This is a genomic window from Mesorhizobium sp. M1088, from assembly GCF_040318575.1.
Classification (GTDB): domain Bacteria; phylum Pseudomonadota; class Alphaproteobacteria; order Rhizobiales; family Rhizobiaceae; genus Mesorhizobium.
Genome location: NZ_JAMYMO010000036.1, coordinates 12920 through 34798 on the forward strand (window position 1 = coordinate 12920; position 21879 = coordinate 34798).

Genomic DNA, 21879 nt, shown 5'->3' on the forward strand with positions numbered 1-21879 from the left:
CAGGGTCAAGGTTGATAGGCGATGCCTCCGCACAAGATAAACCTCGTCGAGGCGGCGGATCAGAAGATCAAGAAGGTCTTCGATCCGCATATCGCCGGCGACGTGAACGACAGCCAGGTCAAGATCGCCAAATTCGGCGACGTCTTCGACTGGCACGCGCATGACAATGAAGACGAAGCATTCTTGGTGCTGCGCGGCCGCATCGCCATCGATTTCCGCGACGGCACGGTTGAGCTTGGCAGCGGCGAGTTCATCGTTGTGCCGCGCGCCGTCGAGCACCGGCCGCGCTCGCTCAGCGAACAGCCGGTGGTGCTGATGTTCGAGCCGGCGACGACGCTCAACACCGGCAATGCTAAGAGCGACCTCACCGTCGCCGATCTCAAGCGGCTCTGACCATGAACGCTGCGCCCTTCTCCTCACTCTCGGCCGATCACCAGCGCCTGCGGGCGCTGGTCGGAGCGTGGCGCGGCGAGGAAGAGGTGTCGGCCACGAACTGGGCCGACGGCGGAACAGCGAGTTCGGAAATACTGGCAGAGGCACAGTTCGGCGGCCTGTTCGTAGTGCAGCGCTATCGCCAGCGCCGCGACGGCACGGTTTCGTTCGGCGCGTACAGCGTGTTCGGCTTCGACCAGCAAAACAAAATCGTCACCATGCACCAGTTCGATTCGATGGGTTTCGTGCCGATGTCGCCGGCCAAAGGCAGCTGGAACGGCACGGAGCTGGTTCTGGAGCGGTCGTCGCAGCGCGGCTCCGCGCGTGTGACTTATATTTTCGACAATGCCGATGCCTTCCGCATGCGACTGCATTTCAAACCTGCCGGCGGCGATGGCTGGCAAGACATGGTGAGCGGCGTCTACCGGCGCGTCTCGCCTTCCTCGATCAACGGTTTTTAGAAAAGGGCTCCGATGTCCATTCTCGTCGACAAGAACACCAAGGTGCTGGTGCAGGGCCTGACCGGCAAGACCGGCACGTTCCATACCGAACAGGCGCTCGCCTACCACGGCACAAAGATGGTCGGCGGCATCCACCCCAAGAAGGGCGGCGAAACCTGGACCGGCGCCAAAGGCGAGGCGCTTCCGATCTTCGCCACCGTAGCCGAAGGCAAGGCCAGGACCGGCGCCAACGCTTCGGTCGTCTACGTGCCGCCGGCGGGTGCTGCCGAAGCGATCCTGGAAGCGATCGAGGCCGAGATCCCGCTGATCGTCTGCATCACCGAGGGCATACCGGTGATGGACATGATCAAGGTCAAGGCGAGGCTCGACCGTTCGACGTCGCGGCTGATCGGGCCGAACTGCCCCGGCGTGCTGACCCCCGACGAATGCAAGATAGGCATCATGCCCGGCAGCATCTTCCGCAAGGGCTCGGTCGGCGTTGTTTCCCGCTCGGGAACGCTTACCTATGAGGCGGTGTTCCAGACCACCAATGTCGGCCTCGGCCAGACCACCGCCGTCGGCATCGGCGGCGACCCGGTCAAAGGCACGGAGTTCATCGATGTGCTGGAGATGTTCCTCGCCGACGACGAGACCAAGTCGATCATCATGATCGGTGAAATCGGCGGTTCGGCCGAGGAAGACGCCGCGCAATTCCTCAAGGACGAGGCAAAGCGCGGCCGCAGCAAGCCGATGGCCGGCTTCATCGCCGGGCGCACCGCACCGGCGGGCCGCACTATGGGCCATGCGGGCGCGGTCATCTCCGGCGGCAAGGGCGGCGCGGAAGACAAGATCGCGGCGATGGAATCGGCCGGCATCAAGGTTTCGCCATCGCCGGCCCGGCTCGGCACGACGCTGGTCGAGGCGATCAAGGGTTAGGGGAGTAAGGGAGTACGGGAATAGGGGAGTAGGGAACAAGACGAGGGCATTTGCCCTACTCCCTTACTCCCCTATTCCCTTACTCCCCTCCAACAAAGGAGACGAAGCAAAGGCTTCGACAGTGACATGGCAAGACAAGATCAGGCCAACGACCAGTTTTCGCTTACCTCTTTCCTCTATGGCGGCAATGCCGATTATATCGACGCGCTCTATGCCGCCTATGAGGACGATCCCGCGTCGGTCGATCCCGAATGGCAGGACTTCTTCGCGGCGCTGAAGGATGACGCCGGCGACGTGCGCAGGAACGCCAAGGGCGCCTCTTGGGCCAAGCCCTCCTGGCCGATGCAGGCCAATGGCGAGCTGGTCTCGGCGCTGGACGGCAATTGGGGCCTGGTCGAAAAGCACATCGAAAAAAAGGTCAAGGACAGGGCGGTCGGCAACGGCGCAGCGCTTTCCGACGCCGACGTGCATCAGGCGACGCGCGATTCCGTCCGCGCCATCATGATGATCCGCGCCTTCCGCATGCGCGGCCATTTGCACGCCAATCTCGATCCGCTGGGCATTGCCAAGCCGCTCGAGGATTATAACGAGCTGTCGCCGGAGAATTACGGCTTCACCGAAGCCGATTACGACCGGCCGATCTTCCTCGACAATGTGCTCGGGCTGGAATTCGGCACCATCCGGCAGATGCTCGATATCCTGACCCGGACCTATTGCTCGACGCTCGGCGTCGAATTCATGCATATTTCCGATCCCGAGGAGAAGGCCTGGATCCAGGCGCGCATCGAGGGCACCGACAAGGAGATCTCCTTCACCGCCGCCGGCAAGAAGGCGATCCTGCAGAAGCTTGTCGAGGCGGAAGGCTTCGAGCAATTCATCGATGTCAAGTACAAGGGCACCAAGCGCTTCGGCCTCGATGGCGGCGAGTCGCTGATCCCGGCGCTGGAGCAGATCATCAAGCGCGGCGGCCAGCTCGGCATGAAGGAGATCGTGCTCGGCATGGCGCATCGCGGCCGGCTGAACGTGCTGTCGCAGGTGATGGCCAAGCCGCACCGCGCCATTTTCCATGAGTTCAAGGGCGGCTCCGCCGCGCCCGACGAGGTCGAGGGCTCGGGCGACGTGAAGTACCATCTCGGTGCCTCGTCGGATCGCGAGTTCGACGGCAACAAGGTGCATCTGTCGCTGACCGCCAATCCCTCGCATCTGGAAATCGTCGACCCGGTGGTGATGGGCAAGGCGCGCGCCAAACAGGACTATCTGTTCGGCCGCAGCCGCGAGGAGATCGTGCCGCTGGAAGAGCGTGCTAAGGTGCTGCCCTTGCTGCTGCATGGCGACGCCGCCTTTGCCGGCCAGGGCGTGATTGCCGAAATCCTCGGCCTGTCGGGCCTGCGCGGCCACCGCGTCGCCGGCACGCTGCATTTCATCATCAACAACCAGATCGGCTTCACCACCAACCCGCGCTTCTCGCGCTCGTCGCCCTATCCGTCCGACGTGGCCAAGATGATCGAGGCGCCGATCTTCCACGTCAATGGCGACGATCCGGAAGCCGTGGTCCATGCGACCAAGGTGGCGATCGAATTCCGCATGAAGTTCCACAAGCCTGTCGTGGTGGACATGTTCTGCTACCGCCGCTTTGGCCACAATGAGGGCGACGAGCCCGCCTTCACCCAACCGATCATGTATCGCAAGATCCGCAACCAGAAGACGACGGTGCAGATCTATGCCGACCGGCTGATTTCCGAAGGCCACATCACCCAGGCCGAGTTCGAAAAGATGAAGGCCGATTGGCGGGCGCATCTCGAGCAGGAATTCGAGGTGGGCCAGCATTACAAGCCGAACAAGGCGGACTGGCTGGACGGCGCGTGGTCCGGCCTGCGCTCGGCCGACAACCAGGACGAACAGCGGCGCGGCAAGACCGCCGTGCCGGTCAAGATGCTGAAGGAGATCGGCAAGAAACTGACCGAGGTGCCGAAGGATTTCGAGGCGCACAGGACGATCATCCGCTTCCTCGACAACCGCCGCCAGGCGATCGAGTCCGGCGAAGGCATCGACTGGTCGACGGCCGAGGCGCTGGCCTTCGGCGCCATCCTGCTCGACGGCAATCCGATCCGGCTGTCCGGACAGGATTCGGAGCGCGGCACCTTCTCGCAGCGCCATTCCGTGCTCTACGACCAGCGCGACGAGACACGCTACATTCCGCTCAACAATCTGTCGGCGGCGCAGGCCGGCTTCGAGGTCATCAACTCGATGCTGTCGGAAGAGGCCGTGCTCGGCTTCGAATATGGCTACTCGCTGGCCGAGCCGAAGGCGCTGACGCTGTGGGAAGCGCAGTTCGGCGACTTCGCCAACGGCGCCCAGGTGGTGTTCGACCAGTTCATCTCGTCGGGCGAGCGCAAATGGCTCAGAATGTCGGGCCTCGTCTGCCTGCTGCCGCATGGCTATGAAGGCCAGGGGCCGGAGCATTCGTCGGCCCGGCTCGAGCGCTTCCTGCAGCTTTGTGCCGAAGACAACATGCAGGTCGCCAACGTCACGACGCCGGCCAATTACTTCCACATCTTGCGCCGGCAATTGAAGCGGGACTTCCGTAAGCCGCTGATCCTGATGACGCCGAAGTCGCTGCTGCGCCACAAGCGGGCGGTATCGACGCTGCCGGAAATGTCGGGCGAAAGCGCCTTTCACCGGCTGTTGTGGGACGACGCGCAGCTGCTGTCAGGCCAGGCCATCAAGCTCACCAAGGATTCGAAAATCCGCCGTGTCGTGCTCTGTTCGGGCAAGGTCTATTACGACCTCTACGAAGAGCGCGAGAAGCGCGGCATCAACGACATCTATTTGCTGCGCGTCGAGCAGCTCTATCCGTTCCCGGCCAAGGCGCTGATCACCGAACTGTCGCGCTTTCGCAATGCCGAGATGGTGTGGTGCCAGGAGGAGCCCAAGAACATGGGCGCATGGTCGTTCATCGACCCGTATCTCGAATGGGTGCTGGCGCATATCGACGCCAAGCATCAGCGGGTGCGCTATACAGGCCGGCCAGCCGCCGCCTCGCCGGCGACCGGATTGATGTCGAAGCATCTCGCCCAGCTTGCCGCCTTGCTCGACGACGCGCTTGGTGAATAGAACAGAACCGAAAGAAACGGACAGGCACAATGGCAACCGAAATCCGCGTCCCGACACTTGGTGAATCCGTCACCGAGGCGACCATCGGCAAATGGTTCAAGAAGGTCGGCGACGCGATCGCCGCCGATGAGCCGCTGGTTGAGCTCGAAACCGACAAGGTGACGGTGGAAGTGCCGGCCGCCGCCGCGGGCACGCTCGCCGAGATCGCCGTCAAGGAAGGCGAGACGGTCGGCGTCGGCGCACTGCTCGGCACGATTTCGGCGGGCGCCGGCGCGGCAGCCAATGCCGCCGCCGCTCCGGCGGACAAACAGGATGCGGTATCGCAGGCTTCGGCTCCCACCGCAGCCTCGAGCGTCAAGCAGGCCGCTGCCGAGACGGCCAAGATCGCCGGCGACGCCGGCGCGATCGAGACGCGCACAATGCCGCCGGCGCCGTCGGCGGCAAAGCTGCTGGCCGAGCACAATCTCGCGGTCGACCAGGTATCGGGCTCGGGCAAGCGCGGCCAGGTGCTGAAAGGCGACGTGCTCGACCTTATCGCCAGGGGCGCGCCGTCGCAGCCGGCCGAAATGCCGAAGGCAGCGCCTGTACCGGCACCCGTTGCCGCGCGCGCGCCGTCCCCGGCCGACGATGCGTCGCGCGAGGAGCGCGTGCGCATGACCAAGCTGCGCCAGACGATCGCGCGCCGCCTCAAGGAAGCGCAATCGACCGCCGCCATGCTGACCACCTTCAACGAGGTCGACATGAGCGCGGTGATGGCGCTGAGGGGCAAATACAAGGACGTGTTCGAGAAGAAGCACGGCGTGAAGCTCGGCTTCATGGGCTTCTTCACCAAGGCCGTCACCCATGCGCTGAAGGAGATCCCGTCGGTCAATGCCGAGATCGACGGCACCGACATCATCTTCAAGAACTACGCTCATATCGGCGTTGCCGTCGGTACAGAGAAAGGCCTTGTCGTGCCGGTTGTGCGCAATGCCGACCAGATGTCCATCGCCGAAATCGAGAAGGACATCGGCAGGCTGGGGCTTGCGGCGCGCGACGGCAAGCTCTCCGTCGCCGATATGCAAGGCGGCACGTTCACGATTTCCAACGGTGGCGTTTACGGGTCGCTGATGTCGACGCCGATCCTCAATGCGCCGCAGTCGGGCATTTTGGGCATGCACAAGATCCAGGAGCGGCCGGTGGTGGTCGGCGGCCAGATCGTGATCCGGCCGATGATGTATCTGGCGCTGTCCTACGACCACCGCATCGTCGACGGCAAGGAAGCGGTGACTTTCCTGGTCCGGGTCAAGGAAAGCCTGGAGGATCCCGAGCGGCTGGTGCTCGACCTCTAGGGGGCTCCGGTGGCTGAGCCGATCGACCCGATAGATCTGTTCGAACTATTGTCGAAAGGCCGTGCTGGCCCAATCGAGCTCGGCAAGAGCGACCGCGAGACGGTTCGCAGCTTGATAGATCCGGAGGATCTGCGGGCGGACAATCATTATCGCCACGGGGACGCCGGATCGGCGTGGTGCATCTATGGTGCCAATTGCGAGTTCTTCTTCAGTCCCGATTTTCGTCTGAGGTCGATTAGTGTCGAGCCTGTTTTCGGAAGACTGGAATCGGGTGGAACGATGGCGACTTGGTACGGCCATCTTAACGTCGATGTGGGCCGGCATCCCGTGACTTTTGCAGGCACAAAACCGATTGCCATACATACCTTGCCCAAGGCACTGCAGTTCCTGAACAAGAGCGAGTTCAAGTGGGCAATCGGCGGCGGTCGTGAGCGCGACGTCTATATTGAGCTGGCGGAGAGTTCTCGCATCTTGACCCTCAAATACGAGGTGAACGCGGTTCCGGTCGACAGGAATGAAAACGTAGCGTTTGAGATAGACTATTTTCTTTCGACGGTCTTCATCCTCGATCAAGCTGTTCAAGGCGGATAGCAGTGACGATCCGTTCTTTCTTGTCCGAAAGCCTGTCGACCGCATCGATAGCGGTCGGCGCGGCGATGATCCCGGCGGCCGCGCACGCCGCCTGCCCGCTCGAGCTCGCCGTCTATGGCGATCCTGAAAACGCCGCCGAGATCGATTTCAGGCCGACCGGCGAGTCGGCCGCCGTCACCAACAGCTTCAAGATGGTACTCGACAAGGGCGTCGTGCTCGACGGCATCGTCATGTGGACCGAGGGCGCGGCGCGGCCGCATGGCTCGCTGATGTACAAATGCCCGGCCGGCGACGTCACCGGCGACGAGCTCGCCGCCTGCACCGTGTGGGAGGGCGTCATCTACACTGCCGACGACCAGGGCGATATCACGTTGCTGCCGGGCGAAGGAAAGGATGCGCCGAAGAAGCTGATCTTGCCTGACTTGGGAGCGTCGTTGCAGATGTCGGCGGCCTATGGCGCCAACGGCTTTTCCAAGGTGCCCTGGGACGTCTTTGCCCTGAAGGGATGTCAGGAATGAGCGCGAGCGGAAAGATCCTGCTGGTGACCGGCGGCAGCCGCGGCATTGGCGCCGCTACATGCAGGCTTGCCGCCAGGGCCGGCTATCGCATTGCGGTCAATTACGCGTCGAATGCAAAAGCCGCCGAAACGGTGGTCGCCGACATCGAGGCTGCTGGCGGAGAAGCCTTCACAGTCAAGGCCGATGTCGGCAGCGAGACGGACGTATTGGCCATGTTCGAGGCTGTCGATGGCCGTTTCGGTCGGCTCGACGCGCTCGTCAACAATGCCGGCGTGGTCGACCAGAGCGCGCGCATCGACGAGCTTAGCGCTGCAAGGCTGGAGCGCATGATGCGCATCAATGTGATCGCGCCGATGCTTTGCGCCCGCGAGGCGGTGAAGCGGATGTCGACCAGGCATGGCGGCAAGGGTGGTGCCATCGCCAATGTTTCTTCGATCGCGGCAAGGCTTGGCGGGCCGGGTCAATATGTCGACTACGCCGCCTCCAAGGGCGCGGTCGATTCCTTCACCATCGGGCTTGCCCGCGAAGTGGCCGGCGAAGGCATTCGTGTCAACGCGGTCAGCCCGGGCATCATCGACACCGAAATTCATGCCTCCGGCGGGCAGCCGGATCGCGTCGAGAGAATGCGCAAGGTGGTGCCCATGCAGCGCGTCGGCACCGCCGAGGAGGTCGCAGCCGCAATTCTCTGGCTGCTGTCGGACGAGGCGTCCTACACAACAGGCGCCAATCTGGAAATCGGCGGCGGCCGCTAAAGCAAAAGGGACAGTATCATGGCCTATGACGTCGTTATCATCGGATCGGGACCAGGCGGCTACGTCTGCGCCATCAAGGCGGCGCAGCTCGGTCTGAAGACGGCGGTAGTCGAAAAGAACCCGACCTTCGGCGGTACCTGCCTCAACATCGGCTGCATCCCGTCAAAGGCGCTGCTGCATGCGTCCGAGATATTTGCCGAGGCCGGCCATTCCTTCGAGGCGCTCGGCGTCGAGATCGGCGCGCCCAAGCTCAATCTTGGGAAGATGATGGCACACAAGGATGCGACGGTGACGGCCAATGTCAATGGCGTCGCCTTCCTGTTCAAGAAGAACAAGATCGACAGTTTTCGTGGCACCGGCAAGGTGGTTGCGGCCGGCAAGGTGTCGGTGACCTCCGATGACGGCAAGGTCGAGGAGATCGAGACCAAGAACATCGTCATCGCCACAGGCTCCGACGTCGCCGGCATTCCCGGCGTCGAGGTCGATTTCGATGAGAAGGTGATCGTCTCGTCGACCGGCGCGCTGTCGCTGGACAAGGTGCCGGGCCATCTGGTGGTGGTCGGCGGTGGTGTCATCGGTCTGGAGCTCGGCTCGGTCTGGGCGCGGCTCGGCGCCAAAGTCACCGTGGTCGAGTTCCTCGACACCATCCTGGGCGGCATGGATGGCGAGGTCTCCAAGCAGTTCCAGCGCCTGCTGTCGAAGCAGGGCTTTGAGTTCAGGCTGGGCGCCAAGGTGACTGGCGTCGCCAAGGCCAAGAAGGGGGCGACGGTTACCTTCGAGCCGGTCAAGGGCGGAGCAGCCGAGACGATCGAGGCGGACGCGGTGCTGATTGCGACGGGACGACGGGCCTATTCGGACGCTCTCGGGCTGAAGGAGACCGGCGTCGACGTCGATGAGCGCGGCCGGGTCAAGACCGACGGCCATCTCAGGACCAACGTGCATGGCATCTATGCCATCGGCGATGTCATCGCCGGGCCGATGCTTGCACACAAGGCTGAGGACGAGGGCGTGGCGGTGGCCGAAACCATCGCCGGCCAGGCCGGTCATGTGAACTATGACGTGATTCCGAGCGTCGTCTACACCACGCCGGAAATCGCCTCGATCGGCAAGACCGAAGAAGAATTGAAAAAGGCCGGCGTCGACTACAAGGCCGGAAAATTCCCGTTCAGCGCCAATGGCCGCGCGCGCGCCATGCTGCACACCGACGGCTTTGTGAAAATCCTGGCCGACAAGGCCAGCGACCGTGTGCTCGGCGTCCACATCGTCGGCTTCGGCGCCGGCGAGATGATCCACGAGGCGGCCGTGCTGATGGAATTTGGCGGCTCGTCGGAAGACCTAGCCCGCACCTGTCACGCCCATCCGACGATGTCGGAAGCGGTAAAGGAGGCGGCATTGGCGACGTTCTTCAAGCCGATCCATATCTGAGCGGTTGAATCGCAGGCGACGGTGGCGATTGGCGAAATAGCCAATCTCCCCCCAAGTGGCCCCAAGTGGGGAGATGTCCGGCAGGACAGAGAGGGGCGCGAAGGATCACCACAGACGGCTTCCATTCTCAACCGCAGATGGATTCCAGGGTCTCCGCGATGTCGCTTCGCTCCTGCTCCGCGCTGGATGACGAAGATGAAGTTAGCCCATGGCTAATCGCAGCTCAGAGCATCGACGGCTGCTCTCAAAAAAACGGCCCGCCTTTCAGCGGACCGTTCATATATTAAATCAGCAGTCTGATCACTGAGCCGGTGCCGGCGCTGGTGCTGGTGCCGGGGCCGGGGCCGGGGCCGGGGCGGGCGCAGGGGCCGGAGCCGGAGCCGGAGCCGGAGCGGGTGTTGCCGGAGCTGGCGCAGGAGCCGGTTCGGCTGGTTTCATCGGCTCGGCGGGCGCTGGGGCGGGAGCCGGTGTGCTGGCTGCGGGCGGTTCGGCAGGCGCAGGTGCCTCGCTACGTCTTCCAAAAACATAATAGGCGACAATTGCCAGGATAACGACGACCAGGGCAATCAGCCAGCCGCTGCCGCCGCCGCTTGGCCGTGCGGAGCCCGGCGAGGTGAATGGGTCGTTCGGATTGGGTGTGTTCGCCATAAAAGTGTCCTCCGTGGATGAAAAACATCAAGTAATAGCCATCAACGTACAATCGTTGAATCGGTTTCACATTAGGCGTTGAAAACGCCGAAAACAGGGCAATTCTGATCCGGAATCGCTCGCAGGCATGCATTTCCACCGCAAAATGGGTTCGATCGAGCCAAACCGAACCTTTTTCGGTTTCTTGGCACGAAGCGCGGCTGGTCCGCCGTCGCGCCACGCGTAAGGGCTGATCCCGCCTCGGCAATGATTCGGTGTGCAACTCCGCCGTGTCGTTCAGTTGACGGCGGTCACCGTATAGCCGGTCTTGCGGAAACCCTCGACCAAGCCTTGCGCTCCGGGAAGGTGCATGGCGCCGACCGCCATGAAGACATTGCCGTGGGCGAGGATCGGCGCTGCACGATCGACCATCACCTTGTTGCGGCTGGTGATCATGGTCTGCTCGAATTCGGCGTAACCCGATTCGTCGTCGACCTGATCGGGGACGACAGCCCGAAACAGCGGTACATACATGCCAGTGTCGCCACGCCGGTAAAGCACGATCATGGTTTCGTTGACGTCGTTCACCTTGTCGCCAAGCTTCAGCGTATCGACCAGCCCCTTCAGGTGAAAGGCGATCGGCAGCGAAGCCATGGCGCGCAGCTGGTCGGCGATTGTCTCCAGCCCCTCGACCGATTTGCCCGAAGCCTCGGCGTCCTTGGCAAGCTTGACGTCGAGCACCGGCGCACCGCCAGCCTGGCGAGCTACTTCGCATGCAGGTAGCGCGACCATCGCCGACAGCAACCAAGGTTTCATCTTGGCGACGGTCGCTGGCGGGATGCCACGCGCATCGAGCGCCTTGTTGACCACCGCCGCATCCTCCGGCGACAGCAGCGACGAAAGCGTCGTCTTGTCGGTGAACATCATCAGATCCGGCTCTTTCAGCATTGCTGCCATCATCTTCTGCTTGTCGAGCACTTCGGTGGTCTCGATGATGACGGTGCCAGCCGCATCGAATGCCTTCTGCGCGGCGGGTGGCAGCGTGGTGACGCGCGGGTCGGTAACGTGCATGGTGCCGAACAGGAAGGACGGTTTTTCGCCCGATTTTTCGAGCTTCCACAGCAGGCCCTTGCCGTTCGGCGTCGCTGCCGCCTCCGCCTCGATCTTGCGGTAGGCAGCCGGGTCGTCCTTTTGCAGCGCGCTCAGCATATCGCTACCGGTGCAGGCCGAAGTCTCGGCGCGTGCCTTGCCCGCCGCGAGCAGCGCGACGATGAGGAAAGAGAGGAAAAACAGGGCGTTCAGCGCGACGAGCAGCTTCAGCGACACATGGGTCGCGCGGTCGGCGATGGCGATGAGGCGTTTCATGCTGCGGTTCTAGGCGCAAAAAGCGGCAAAACGGTTAACCGGCGCATCAAAATTGTTGCGAGATGGCCACCGACACATGCATCGATCACGCACGAGGATGAGCTGCTTCGTAAATCTCGAGCAGCCTGGCGGTGTCGACGCCGGTGTATATCTGGGTTGTCGACAGGCTGGCGTGGCCGAGCAACTCCTGGATGGTGCGCAGGTCGCCGCCGCGCCCTAGCAGATGCGTGGCGAAGGAATGGCGCAGCGCATGCGGCGTCGCCGTGTCGGGCAGGTTGAGCGCCGAGCGCAGCTTGGCCATGTCGCGCTGGACGATTGCCGGGTTGAGTGGGCCGCCGCGGGCACCGCGAAACAGCAGGCCCTTGGGATCGAGATGCCAAGGGCAGAGGCGGCGGTATTCGGCAATCGCCCGCAGCGCCACCGGCAGCACCGGCACCAGCCGGGTCTTGCCACCCTTGCCGGTGACGCGCAGCACGGTATCACCAGGTGAGGAAAGATCGGCGCTCGACAGGCCGAGCGCCTCGGAAATCCGCAAACCGGACCCATAGAGCAGGGTCAGCACGGCGGCGTTGCGCGCGGCAATCCACGGCTCCTCCGCCAGTTGGCCTTCCACCGAGACGACGTGTTTTGCATCGCTTGCGGTCAGCGGCTTGGGCAGCGATTTCGGCTGCCGCGGCGCGCGCAAGGCTGTCGCACCTGCCGCATTGGCGAGGCCGCGCCTTTCCAGGAAACGCAACAGCGAGCGGATGCCGGCCAGCCCGCGCCCGAGCGTACGGGCGCCGGCGCCCTCGGCACGGCGGGCAGCGAGAAAGCCGCGCAAATCGGCGGGGCGCAGATCGGCGATGTCGGAAATGCCGGGCGAGCCGCCGCAATGGCCGGTCAGGAAATGCAGGAACTGGCGTGTGTCGCGCTCATAAGCCTCGACGGTTTCGGGCGATAGCCGGCGTTCGCGCGCCAGCATCTTCAGCCAGGCCTCGCGCGCCGCCTGCAGGTCGGGTTTTGCCGATATGAGGAATTCCTGCATTGCACTCTTCCAGTTCCCCGCCATCTTCCGGCACGCGGGTTAGGAAGCGGTGAAGAGCGGCGTCATTGAAATGACGACGGGCTGGGGTTAGAGCAAAGCAAAGGATTTTCCGCAGATGAGCAAGCCGCAAAACCCCGTCCAGATGGCCGTGATCGGTGCCGCGCACGGCATCAAGGGCGAATTGCGCGTCAAGAGCTTTACCGGCGACGCGCTGGCGCTGGCCGATTACGGTCCCCTCTACGCCAGGGACGGCCGCGCCTTCCAGATCGTTGACATCAGGCCCGCCAACACCGTGGTGGTGGTGCGCTTCAAAGGCGTCAACGACCGCAATGCCGCCGAGGCGCTGGCCGGCACCGAATTGTTCGTCGATCGTTCGGTGTTGCCCGATGAGGGCGAAGAGGATGAATTCTACCATGCCGACCTCGTCGGACTGGAGGTCAAGGACGACACCGGTGCGGTCGTCGGCAAGGTCGTCGCCGTGCACAATTTCGGCGGCGGCGACATTCTCGACGTGACGCTGGCGGGGCGCAAGGGCGTGCTCATCCCGTTCACTCAGGCCGCCGTTCCGGAAGTGTCGATCGCCGGCGGCTTTGTCCGCGTTGATCCAGCCGCCGCAGGTTTGGTCGAGGATGAGGACGGCGAGCCTCCCGCTGACGACGGTTTCGACCCCAGGGGCAGGCCGCGCGGGCCGAGGGACGCCGGAGGCAACCGGTGAGTTTTTCGGCTTCGGTGCTGACGCTCTATCCCGAGATGTTTCCCGGCGCGCTTGGCCTGTCGCTGGCCGGCCGCGCCCTCGAGACCGGCATTTGGTCGCTCGAAACGATCCAGATCCGCGACTTTGCCAGCGATCGTCACCGTACCGTCGATGACACGCCGGCCGGCGGCGGCGCCGGCATGGTGATGCGGGCAGACGTGCTGGCCAGCGCCATTGACCATGCCTCGCCGGCAGCCGATCCACGTCCGCGCCTGCTGATGAGCCCGCGCGGCAAGCCGCTGAACCAGGCACGCGTGCGCGAACTCGCCGCTGGGCCGGGTGCGGTGATCGTCTGCGGCCGCTTCGAAGGCGTCGACCAGCGGGTCATCGAGGCACGCGGCCTCGAAGAAGTTTCGATCGGCGACTTCATCCTGTCCGGCGGCGAGCCGGCGGCACTCGTGCTGCTCGACGCCGTGGTGCGCCTGCTGCCCGGCGTCATGGGCAATGCGGTATCGGGCGAGGAAGAGAGCTTTGAAAACGGCCTGCTCGAACATCCGCATTACACACGGCCGCAGGAATTCGAGGGGCGGCCGATCCCCGAAGCGCTGATTTCGGGCAATCACAGGAAGATCGCGGCGTGGCGGCGGGCCGAAGCGGAGAGGCTGACGAAGGAGCGACGCCCGGATCTTTCAGCCGCTCAGCCCTTATCGAAATAGTAGAAAGCCAGGAACAGGCCGACGGCGATGACGAAGCCGCGCACCGCGTTCTGCGGCACGCGCCTGGCGATCCAGACGCCGGCATAGCCACCCAGCGCGCCACCCGGGATCATGATGATCGCCTGCAGCCAGGCAATGACGCCGCCCGAGACGAAGACGAGGATGGCAACCGCAGCAATGACCACGGCCAGCATGTTCTTCAATGCGTTCAGCCGGTGATAGTCGCCGGACTGGGTGAGACCGAGCGTCGCCAGCATCATGACGCCCATGCCGGCGCCGAAGAAGCCGCCATAGACGGCGGTGGCGAACTGCGCCAGCGACCCGACCAGCGAACCTACCGCGGCCTCATGCTCCGGCTTGGGCGCCGGCTTCAGCCATGGCCCGGCAGCGAACAATGCGGTTGCCGCCAGCAGCAGCCACGGCACCAAGGCGCGGAACGACGGGTTGTCGAGCCCTAGAAGGATGAGCGCGCCAGACAGCGCACCGAGAGCCGAAATGAGGCTGAGCAGCAGTGCGCCACGCCAGAAATGCTTGATGTCGTGCCAATAGGCGAGCGTCGAGGTGATGTAGCCAGGAAATTGCGTCACCGACGATGTCGCATTGGCGACGATCGGCGGCAGGCCGGCCAGGGTCATGGCGCCAAAGGTTATGAACGTGCCGCCGCCGGCAACGGCATTGACCGCGCCTGATAGAAAGCCGGCGAGAAAGAGCAGGACCGCGTCCAAGATTGGCATGAGGGTGTCGTCGCTGGAGGAAAATGCTTATCTTCCGGCTTAGGAAGCTTGACGCGCGGGCGCAACCCCCTGGACCACAAGCGATCACGGGATTGCCACAGCGGCCTCAGCCAAAAAGAAACAGCGCCAAAAAAGAAACAGCGAAGGCGTGACAAAGCGCCGAAATAGCTGTATGTGCGCGCCGAACCGGAAGAAAATATGCCAAGAGCGATCTTCTGGCCCGTCAACAATGACGGTGTAGTCGCCCCTGCCCGATGTTCTCGAACAGAAGTTCTCGAACGAAGGGCATAGCCGAGCGGTCGATGCGACTGCAAGGCGAGTGTCGGACGCTCTGACTGTCGGAAGAACAAGAAGTGGATTATTGAGATGGACATCCTCCGTCAGCTCGAGGCCGAGCAGGCCGCCAAGATCGAAGCCAAGCGCAAGCTCCCCGAATTCCAGCCCGGCGATACCGTGCGCGTCCAGGTCCGTGTGACCGAAGGCACCCGCACCCGCGTCCAGGCCTATGAGGGCGTCGTCATCGCCCGCGCCGGCGCCGGCTTCCAGGAAAACTTCACCGTCCGCAAGATCTCCTACGGCGAAGGCGTGGAGCGGGTGTTCCCGGTCTATTCACCGATGGTCGAAGGCGTCGAGATCGTGCGCCGCGGCAAGGTGCGTCGCGCCAAGCTGTACTATTTGCGTGACCGTCGCGGCAAATCGGCCCGCATTTCGGAAAACACCGGCGTGCGCGCCCGCAAGCTGAACGACGAAGAGCGCGATGCGCTGAACGCCGAGAAGGCGCGCATCGAGGCCGAGAAAGTGGCCGCCGCCCAGGCGCTGGCCGCCGAGAAGGCCGCGCAGGACGCCGCCGAGAAGAAGGCCGCCGACGAGGCCGCCAAGGCCGCGGAAGCAGCTGCCGCCGAATAAGGCTCTTCAAGAACGTATTTTCGGAAAGGCGGCTTCGGCCGCCTTTTTGTTTCGCGAGGCGGATTCTATTTTGCCGGGCTGCATCGGCCGCAATCGATACGGATCGTTCCGTAATGCCGCCGTTGAAAGCATTGAAATCCATTTTCGTGCCGAACGCCGCATCGGAGCGGCTTGCAAGGCGCCGGCGGAAAGCTAAAGTCGGCGCCGGATTTCCTGCATGCCTCGGCCGATCGAGGCGGTTCAGTTCCTGGGGAGCATCGTCATGATCAATTCGAAACTGCTGCTGGCCGGCCTGCTGGCTTGCCTTCTCGTGCCTGTCGCGGCTCTGGCGCAGGCGCTGCCCGACCTCGGCGGCAAGAAAGTGGTGGTGGTGACCGAAAACGCCTATCCGCCGCTGCAGTTCATCGATGCCAAGACCGGCAAGCAGATCGGTTGGGAATATGACGCGATGAACGAGATCGCCAAACGGCTGAATTTCAAGGTCGAGTACCAGAATACCTCCTGGGACGCGATGATCCAGGCGGTTTCCGACAATCAGTACAACATCGGCATGACCGGCATCACCATCAAGGACGACCGCAAGCAGAAGGTCGATTTCTCCGATCCGTATATGCGCTCGGAACAGTTCATGCTGGTGCGCGGCGACGAGAAGCGCTTCACCGATGCAAAGACGTTCGCCGCCTTCAAGGACGGGCTGATCGGCGCGCAGGCCGGCACCACGCCCTTCTACACCGCCGTCTACAGCGTGCTCGACGGCAACGAGCAGAACCCGCGCATCAAGCTGTTCGAGACATTCGGCGCGACGGTGCAGGCCCTGAAGGCCGGCGACGTCGACGTCGTGCTCACCGACGGCACTGCCGGCAAGGGCTATGTCGATGCGTCCAATGGCGGCCTTAAGCTGATCGGCGGCCCACTCGGCACCGAGGATTTCGGCTTCATCTTCCCCAAGGGCTCCGACCTGGTGAAGCCGGTCAACGCGGCAATCGCCGCGCTCAAGGCAGACGGTACGCTCGACGCGCTCAACAAGAAGTGGTTCCTTGATTACAAGATGGGGCAGTAGGCCCGCTTGTTGCGCGCATTTCATGACGATTGTGCGCGGGAACTCGCGCTGACTCTGCGCTCGTACACCCCCCTCTGTCCTGCCGGACATCTCCCCCTCAAGGGGGGAGATCGGATTTCGCATCGGCTTTCGCCAATTTTCAGTGTTGCAGAACGGGCCGCGAGGTCAAAGCTGCCGATCTCCCCCCTTGAGGGGGAGATGGCCGGCAGGCCAGAGGGGGGTGTGACAGAACGCTGCCTTCGTGACTCTGTTATCGGTACCGCTTGATGCCGTCGGCGCCTCTCGCCTCAGCCAAATCCGACTTCCCGTGGTGGCTTGCCGTGGCCGTGGCGATCGCCTTGGCCGCCGCCATCTTCATCGCTGCCAGCGACGTCTATGCCCAGGTCTTCGCAACCGTCGCCAAGGGCATCGGCGTCACCATCTTCGTCACGGTGGTCGCCTTCGCGCTGGCTTGCGCGATCGGCCTCGGCGTCGCGCTGATGGGCCTGTCGGGCTCACGCTGGCTCAGCCAGATCGCCCGCTTGTACGTCGAGATCATCCGCGGCGTGCCGATGCTGGTGCTGTTGTTCTGGATCGCCTTTGCCGGCGCGCCGGCCTTCGTCGCGGCATGGAACGCGCTGATGGCGCCGCTGCAAAGCGCCGGCCTCTTCGGTGAGCTGCTGGTACGCGACGTGTCGTTGCTTTGGCGCGCCGTCATGGCGCTGACCATCGGCTATTCGGCCTTCATCTCGGAGGTGTTCCGCGCCGGTATCCAGGCGGTCGAGAAGGGGCAGATCGAAGCGGCCAAGGCGCTCGGGCTGACGCGCACCCAGCGCTTCCGGCTGGTCATCTTTCCGCAGGCGATCCGCACTATCCTGCCGCCGCTCGGCAATGATTTCGTCGCCATGGTCAAGGATTCCTCGCTGGTCTCGGTGCTCGGCGTCGCCGACATCACCCAGATGGGCAAGATCTACGCCGCCGGCTCGTTCCGCTTCTTCGAAACCTATTCGATCGTCGCCTATATCTATCTCATCCTGACCGTCGGCCTGTCGTTGGCCTTGCGGGCGCTGGAGAAGCGGCTGCGCCACCAGCATGGGGAATAGAAGGCAGGCGAAAACGGCGCTGCCATCGAGCGGACGCGACCGGGGAGGACCCATGATCATCGACAAGGCCAATGCGGCGCTGGAAGCGGTCTATACGGCCGACACGCCCGAGACGCTCGCCAAGGCCTATGCGCAATGGGCCGCGACCTATGACGGCGAAACCGCGGCGCTCGGCTATCTCCTGCCGTTCCTGATCACCGCCTGGGTGGCGCGCCATGTGCCGCCGGGCGAAGGGCCGCTGCTCGACGCCGGTTGCGGCACCGGCCTGTCGGGGCCGTCGCTCAAGGCACTCGGCTACCACGATATTGCCGGGCTCGACCTGTCGCAGGACATGCTGAAAATCGCCGGCAGCCGGCAGGCCTACAGCGAGCTGAAACAGGCGATGCTCGGCGGGCCATTGCCTTGGGCGGACGGGTATTTCCGCGCCTTTTTCTCGACCGGCGTGTTCACCATCAGCCACGCACCGGCGTCGGGCCTGCATGAACTGATACGCATCACCAGGACGGGCGGCCACGCCATCTTCACGGTCCGCGACCAGGTGTTTGAAAGCGGCGGGTTCAAGGCCGTGTTTGGCGAACTGGAGCAGGCGAAAAAATGGCGGCCGGTCGAGGAGAGCCCGTGGTTCCGCTGCTATGCAATCGCCGAGCCCGACGCGCTGGTGAAGACCTTCGTGTTCAAGGTGCTGTGAAGCGCCTGCGAAGGCAGACGCGATTGCTGAAAAGCCAAAACATTGATATGAGCAGCGCCATGGAAGAGCTTTTTGGCGATCCGGCCTATAAAGGTTTCGTGCTGCAGGACAGGAAACGCCTGCCGTCGCGATTTTCCGCGCGCGTTTCCGGCGCTCTGACCAGCCGACTTCGCTAGGGCAGACTCGCCAGGCTGCTTCGCCGGGCCGACCGGCGTCCTTTTCCCTTTTTAAATCGACGGATTTACGCACATGAGCGCACCGCGCACCCTCTACGACAAGATTTTCGACGACCATGTCGTCGACCGCCAGGACGACGGCACCTGCCTGCTCTATGTCGACCGCCATCTGGTCCACGAAGTCACCAGCCCGCAGGCTTTCGAAGGCCTGCGCATGACCGGCCGCAAGGTTCGGCATCCGGAAAAGACGCTGGCCGTGGTCGATCACAATGTGTCGACCTCGCCCGAGCGCAAGTTCGGCATCAAGAACGAGGAAAGCCGCATCCAGGTCGAGGCGCTGGCCAAGAACGCCAAGGATTTCGGTATCGAATATTATTCCGAGAAGGATATCCGCCAGGGCATCGTCCACATCATCGGTCCCGAGCAAGGCTTTACGCTGCCCGGCATGACCATCGTCTGCGGCGACAGCCACACCTCGACGCATGGCGCGTTCGGGGCGCTGGCGCATGGCATCGGCACCTCGGAAGTCGAGCATGTGCTGGCGACGCAGACGCTGATTCAGCGCAAGGCCAAGAACATGCTGGTGCGCGTCGACGGCGCACTGCCGGAAGGCGTCACCGCCAAGGACATCATCCTTGCCATCATCGGCGAGATCGGCACGGCCGGCGGCACCGGCTATGTCATCGAATATGCCGGCGAGGCAATCCGTGCGCTGTCGATGGAAGGCCGCATGACGATCTGCAACATGTCGATCGAAGCCGGCGCGCGCGCCGGCCTGATCGCGCCCGACGAGACCACCTTCGCCTATGTCAAGGACAAGCCGCGCGCCCCCAAGGGCGAAGCCTGGGACGCCGCGCTCGCCTACTGGAAGACGCTGCAGTCCGACGAAGGCGCGCATTTCAACAAGGTGGTCGTGCTCGACGCGGCAAAGCTGCCGCCGATCGTCTCCTGGGGCTCCTCGCCCGAGGACGTGGTCTCGGTGCAAGGCATCGTGCCGAACCCGGACGACATCACTGATGAGAACAAGCGCACCTCCAAGCAGCGCGCACTCGACTATATGGGCCTGAAGCCGGGCACCAAGATCACCGATATCGAACTCGATCGCGTCTTCATCGGCTCCTGCACCAATGGCCGCATCGAGGATCTGCGCGCCGCCGCCAAGGTGATCGAGGGCAGACAAGTCAATCCGCGGGTCAGTGCGATGATCGTGCCGGGCTCCGGCCTGGTCAAGGAACAGGCAGAGGCCGAAGGCCTCGACAAGATCTTTGTCGCCGCCGGCTTTGACTGGCGTGAGCCGGGCTGCTCGATGTGCCTTGCCATGAACGACGACCGGCTGAAGCCGCATGAGCGCTGCGCCTCGACCTCGAACCGCAATTTCGAAGGGCGCCAAGGCTTCAAGGGCCGGACCCATCTGGTGTCGCCGGCAATGGCCGCGGCGGCGGCGATCGCCGGCCATTTCGTCGACATCCGCGAGTGGAAATAGGGCAGGCGCGCGCAGTCGGATATGAGGAGCCCGAGGCGCAATGCGGTTCGGGCATTCTTCAGTCGGGCCGCCTGACGAATTCGTGGAATCCCTCACGGCGGCCGGGTTGGTCCTTTGCGACGACCAGCGCCAGTTGGCGCTCGTCGAAGAGTTTGAACCATTCATCCCATTCGACCAGTTCGTAGCCGCCGGCATTGACCGGACGTTCGGCCTCATCCTGGTCCTGATAGGCATGCTGGCCGAAGACCAGCCTCAGCATGGGCTGCGTTCCGGCTTCGGGCGACACGTCGACGATCGCCGGAAAGCCGGCGCGTGCCGCGGCCCATGAGCGAATTGCATCGTGATCGGTCAGCATGATCGTGTCGGCCATCGGAGCGTCTCCTGGTTGCCGTCGTGAAACGCCGCTCGCCGTTCGCGGTTCCGCCCAGCGGCTTTGTCGACGCACCTGTCGTATATTCGCTTTCGCTTAACCGCTTGTTTGGGCTTCCGCTCTAAGGTCCTCCAAGGGGAAGCGAGGGGAAATTACAGCGCTTGGACACCGGCCTGCTCATAGCGCTGCTCAATCCAGGCATCGCCCTCACACTCGGCGCGGCATTTCTCGTGCTGTGGTTCTATCAGCGCCACCGTCCCTATCTGGCTGTGCTGGCGGCGGGCTACTCGGCCTCGGCCGCAGGCTTCCTGCTCCAGTATTTCACGCTGCCGGTCGGCATGGCGCCGACCAAGCTCATCTCGATCCTGTGCTTCACCTTCGCCACCTGCTGTCTCGCCGGCGCGGTCATTGCGCGCTATGGGCGGCGCGTGCCTTACCCGGCGGTCGGCATTCTGGCCTGCGGCGGCCTGGCCGCGTTCTCGTGGTTTCTTTTTGCCCGGCCGGATCTCACCTGGCGCATCCTTGCCATCAATTTCAGCTTCGGCGGCATCAGCCTGGTTGTCGCCGCCGAGTTGCGCGTGGTGCGCAACAACGGCCCGACAGAAATGATCCTGTTCGTGCTGTCGCTGCTTTCCGGCCTGAACTTCCTGGGGCGGACGCTTGCCGTCGTCATCGCGCATGGGCCGTTCACCAGCTATGAAGGGCTTTACTCCTCGTCCTACTGGACGACGGCTCTGCTGTCGCATGCATTGCTGTCGCTGCTTATTGCGCTTTGCCTGTTCGGCGCCGCCGCGCTCGATGTGATGAAGGCCCTGAAGACCGAAACCCTGACAGACCCGCTGTCGGGCCTGCTCAACCGCCGCGGCTTCGAGGAGCGCGCCATGCTTGTCCTGCAGCACTGTGCCACGGCGCAATTGCCGGTTGCTCTGGTGCTTGCCGATCTCGATCATTTCAAGGCGCTCAACGATCAACATGGCCACGCGGCCGGCGATCGCGTCATCGCCGACTTCGCTGCCAAGCTTCTGTCGGCTGCAGGTACGCGCGGCGTTGCCGGCCGCATCGGCGGCGAAGAGTTCGCCGTGCTTTTGCCGCTCAGCGACCTTGGCGCGGCAAGACTGTTTGCCGAAACCATTCGCACGCTCTATTCGGCGGACAGAATCGACGGGCTTCCGCCCGAGACAAGAGTGACCGCCAGCTTCGGCGTGGCCGCCCGCGCCAGCGACGAAGGGCTGGACCCGCTGATGCGCCGCGCCGACGAAGCGCTCTACAGAGCCAAAAGGAGTGGCCGCGACAGCGTATGCCTGTCCTATCAGCGGCCTGAGACGGTCGTCCTTCCCAATAGGACCAGTGCTGGCTGAGCGTCAGCGACGGCTTCGAATTAACGTCTTTTTCGCGCGTTGGTGATTTGCTGTTCG

The 21879-nt window shown here is 63.5% G+C and carries 21 protein-coding genes; 17 read left to right on the forward strand and 4 right to left on the reverse strand.

Translation table 11 applies throughout. The features are described from left to right. Positions 1-21 precede the first annotated feature (21 nt). The 9 genes from NKH49_RS27530 to lpdA all read left to right on the forward strand — a co-directional run bounded on the left by NKH49_RS27530 (position 22) and on the right by lpdA (position 9539). The gene (locus NKH49_RS27530; protein WP_352615464.1) at positions 22-393 is read left to right on the forward strand and encodes a cupin domain-containing protein; all 372 of its coding nucleotides are present in this window, start codon (positions 22-24) and stop codon (positions 391-393) included. Between the two features lie 2 nt (positions 394-395). Beyond that, positions 396-893 carry a DUF1579 family protein gene (locus NKH49_RS27535; RefSeq protein ID WP_352615462.1) on the forward strand — a complete coding sequence of 166 codons (498 nt, stop codon included), beginning with the start codon at positions 396-398 and terminating at the stop codon, positions 891-893. Positions 894-905: 12 nt separating this feature from the next. Next, positions 906-1808, forward strand: a complete 903-nt coding sequence (sucD, locus tag NKH49_RS27540) for a succinate--CoA ligase subunit alpha (protein WP_352832377.1) — start codon at positions 906-908, stop codon at positions 1806-1808. A 126-nt stretch (positions 1809-1934) separates the two neighbouring features. Then, the gene (locus NKH49_RS27545) at positions 1935-4922 is read left to right on the forward strand and encodes a 2-oxoglutarate dehydrogenase E1 component (protein ID WP_352615459.1); all 2988 of its coding nucleotides are present in this window, start codon (positions 1935-1937) and stop codon (positions 4920-4922) included. 29 nt (positions 4923-4951) lie between these two features. Next, positions 4952-6253, forward strand: coding sequence for a 2-oxoglutarate dehydrogenase complex dihydrolipoyllysine-residue succinyltransferase (gene odhB / locus NKH49_RS27550; protein WP_352470805.1), 1302 nt, complete (start codon positions 4952-4954; stop codon positions 6251-6253). A 9-nt stretch (positions 6254-6262) separates the two neighbouring features. Next, a complete protein-coding gene (locus tag NKH49_RS27555; protein WP_352615457.1) occupies positions 6263-6844 on the forward strand; it encodes a hypothetical protein in 582 nt (193 codons plus the stop codon). A 65-nt stretch (positions 6845-6909) separates the two neighbouring features. Then, the gene (locus NKH49_RS27560) at positions 6910-7362 is read left to right on the forward strand and encodes a hypothetical protein (RefSeq protein ID WP_352615520.1); all 453 of its coding nucleotides are present in this window, start codon (positions 6910-6912) and stop codon (positions 7360-7362) included. Then, positions 7359-8114, forward strand: a complete 756-nt coding sequence (locus tag NKH49_RS27565) for an SDR family oxidoreductase (RefSeq protein WP_352615455.1) — start codon at positions 7359-7361, stop codon at positions 8112-8114. The genes NKH49_RS27560 and NKH49_RS27565 overlap by 4 nt, the downstream gene beginning before the upstream one ends. Positions 8115-8132: 18 nt before the next feature. Further along, positions 8133-9539 (forward strand): dihydrolipoyl dehydrogenase, encoded by a 1407-nt coding sequence (gene lpdA, locus NKH49_RS27570; protein WP_352748411.1) that lies wholly within the window; start codon positions 8133-8135, stop codon positions 9537-9539. 924 nt (positions 9540-10463) lie between these two features. Here lpdA and NKH49_RS27575 read toward each other — a convergent pair. Together NKH49_RS27575 and NKH49_RS27580 are read right to left on the reverse strand one after the other, a co-directional pair. Further along, positions 10464-11531: a TraB/GumN family protein gene (locus NKH49_RS27575; RefSeq protein WP_352615453.1), complete on the reverse strand. Its 1068-nt coding sequence runs from the start codon at positions 11529-11531 to the stop codon at positions 10464-10466. Between the two features lie 85 nt (positions 11532-11616). Then, positions 11617-12555 (reverse strand): tyrosine recombinase XerC, encoded by a 939-nt coding sequence (locus NKH49_RS27580; RefSeq protein ID WP_352470801.1) that lies wholly within the window; start codon positions 12553-12555, stop codon positions 11617-11619. A 115-nt stretch (positions 12556-12670) separates the two neighbouring features. On the opposite strand from NKH49_RS27580, the gene rimM reads away from it, so the two are divergent. Then, a complete protein-coding gene (rimM, locus tag NKH49_RS27585; RefSeq protein ID WP_352615451.1) occupies positions 12671-13270 on the forward strand; it encodes a ribosome maturation factor RimM in 600 nt (199 codons plus the stop codon). Then, a complete protein-coding gene (trmD, locus tag NKH49_RS27590) occupies positions 13267-13965 on the forward strand; it encodes a tRNA (guanosine(37)-N1)-methyltransferase TrmD (RefSeq protein ID WP_352928807.1) in 699 nt (232 codons plus the stop codon). The genes rimM and trmD overlap by 4 nt, the downstream gene beginning before the upstream one ends. Here the strand turns inward: trmD and NKH49_RS27595 are convergent. Beyond that, the gene (locus tag NKH49_RS27595; protein ID WP_023679781.1) at positions 13947-14699 is read right to left on the reverse strand and encodes a sulfite exporter TauE/SafE family protein; all 753 of its coding nucleotides are present in this window, start codon (positions 14697-14699) and stop codon (positions 13947-13949) included. The genes trmD and NKH49_RS27595 overlap by 19 nt on opposite strands. 366 nt (positions 14700-15065) lie before the next feature. Here NKH49_RS27595 and rplS point away from each other — a divergent pair, with 366 nt between their 5' ends. The 5 genes from rplS to leuC all read left to right on the forward strand — a co-directional run bounded on the left by rplS (position 15066) and on the right by leuC (position 20094). Further along, complete coding sequence (rplS, locus tag NKH49_RS27600; protein WP_254817835.1) at positions 15066-15605, forward strand: 50S ribosomal protein L19; 540 nt, start codon at positions 15066-15068, stop codon at positions 15603-15605. 262 nt (positions 15606-15867) lie between these two features. Further along, the gene (locus NKH49_RS27605; protein WP_031212709.1) at positions 15868-16665 is read left to right on the forward strand and encodes a transporter substrate-binding domain-containing protein; all 798 of its coding nucleotides are present in this window, start codon (positions 15868-15870) and stop codon (positions 16663-16665) included. Between the two features lie 266 nt (positions 16666-16931). Beyond that, entirely contained in the window at positions 16932-17747 is an 816-nt protein-coding gene (locus NKH49_RS27610; protein ID WP_352470797.1) for an amino acid ABC transporter permease, read from the forward strand. Positions 17748-17799: 52 nt separating this feature from the next. Beyond that, positions 17800-18435, forward strand: a complete 636-nt coding sequence (locus tag NKH49_RS27615) for a class I SAM-dependent DNA methyltransferase (RefSeq protein ID WP_352615448.1) — start codon at positions 17800-17802, stop codon at positions 18433-18435. Positions 18436-18684: 249 nt separating this feature from the next. Beyond that, positions 18685-20094: a 3-isopropylmalate dehydratase large subunit gene (gene leuC / locus NKH49_RS27620; RefSeq protein WP_352615446.1), complete on the forward strand. Its 1410-nt coding sequence runs from the start codon at positions 18685-18687 to the stop codon at positions 20092-20094. Between the two features lie 58 nt (positions 20095-20152). Here leuC and NKH49_RS27625 read toward each other — a convergent pair whose 3' ends face one another. Continuing rightward, entirely contained in the window at positions 20153-20464 is a 312-nt protein-coding gene (locus NKH49_RS27625) for a hypothetical protein (protein WP_023679773.1), read from the reverse strand. Between the two features lie 161 nt (positions 20465-20625). On the opposite strand from NKH49_RS27625, the gene NKH49_RS27630 reads away from it, so the two are divergent. Continuing rightward, positions 20626-21822 (forward strand): GGDEF domain-containing protein, encoded by a 1197-nt coding sequence (locus NKH49_RS27630; RefSeq protein ID WP_352615444.1) that lies wholly within the window; start codon positions 20626-20628, stop codon positions 21820-21822. Positions 21823-21879 lie beyond the last annotated feature (57 nt).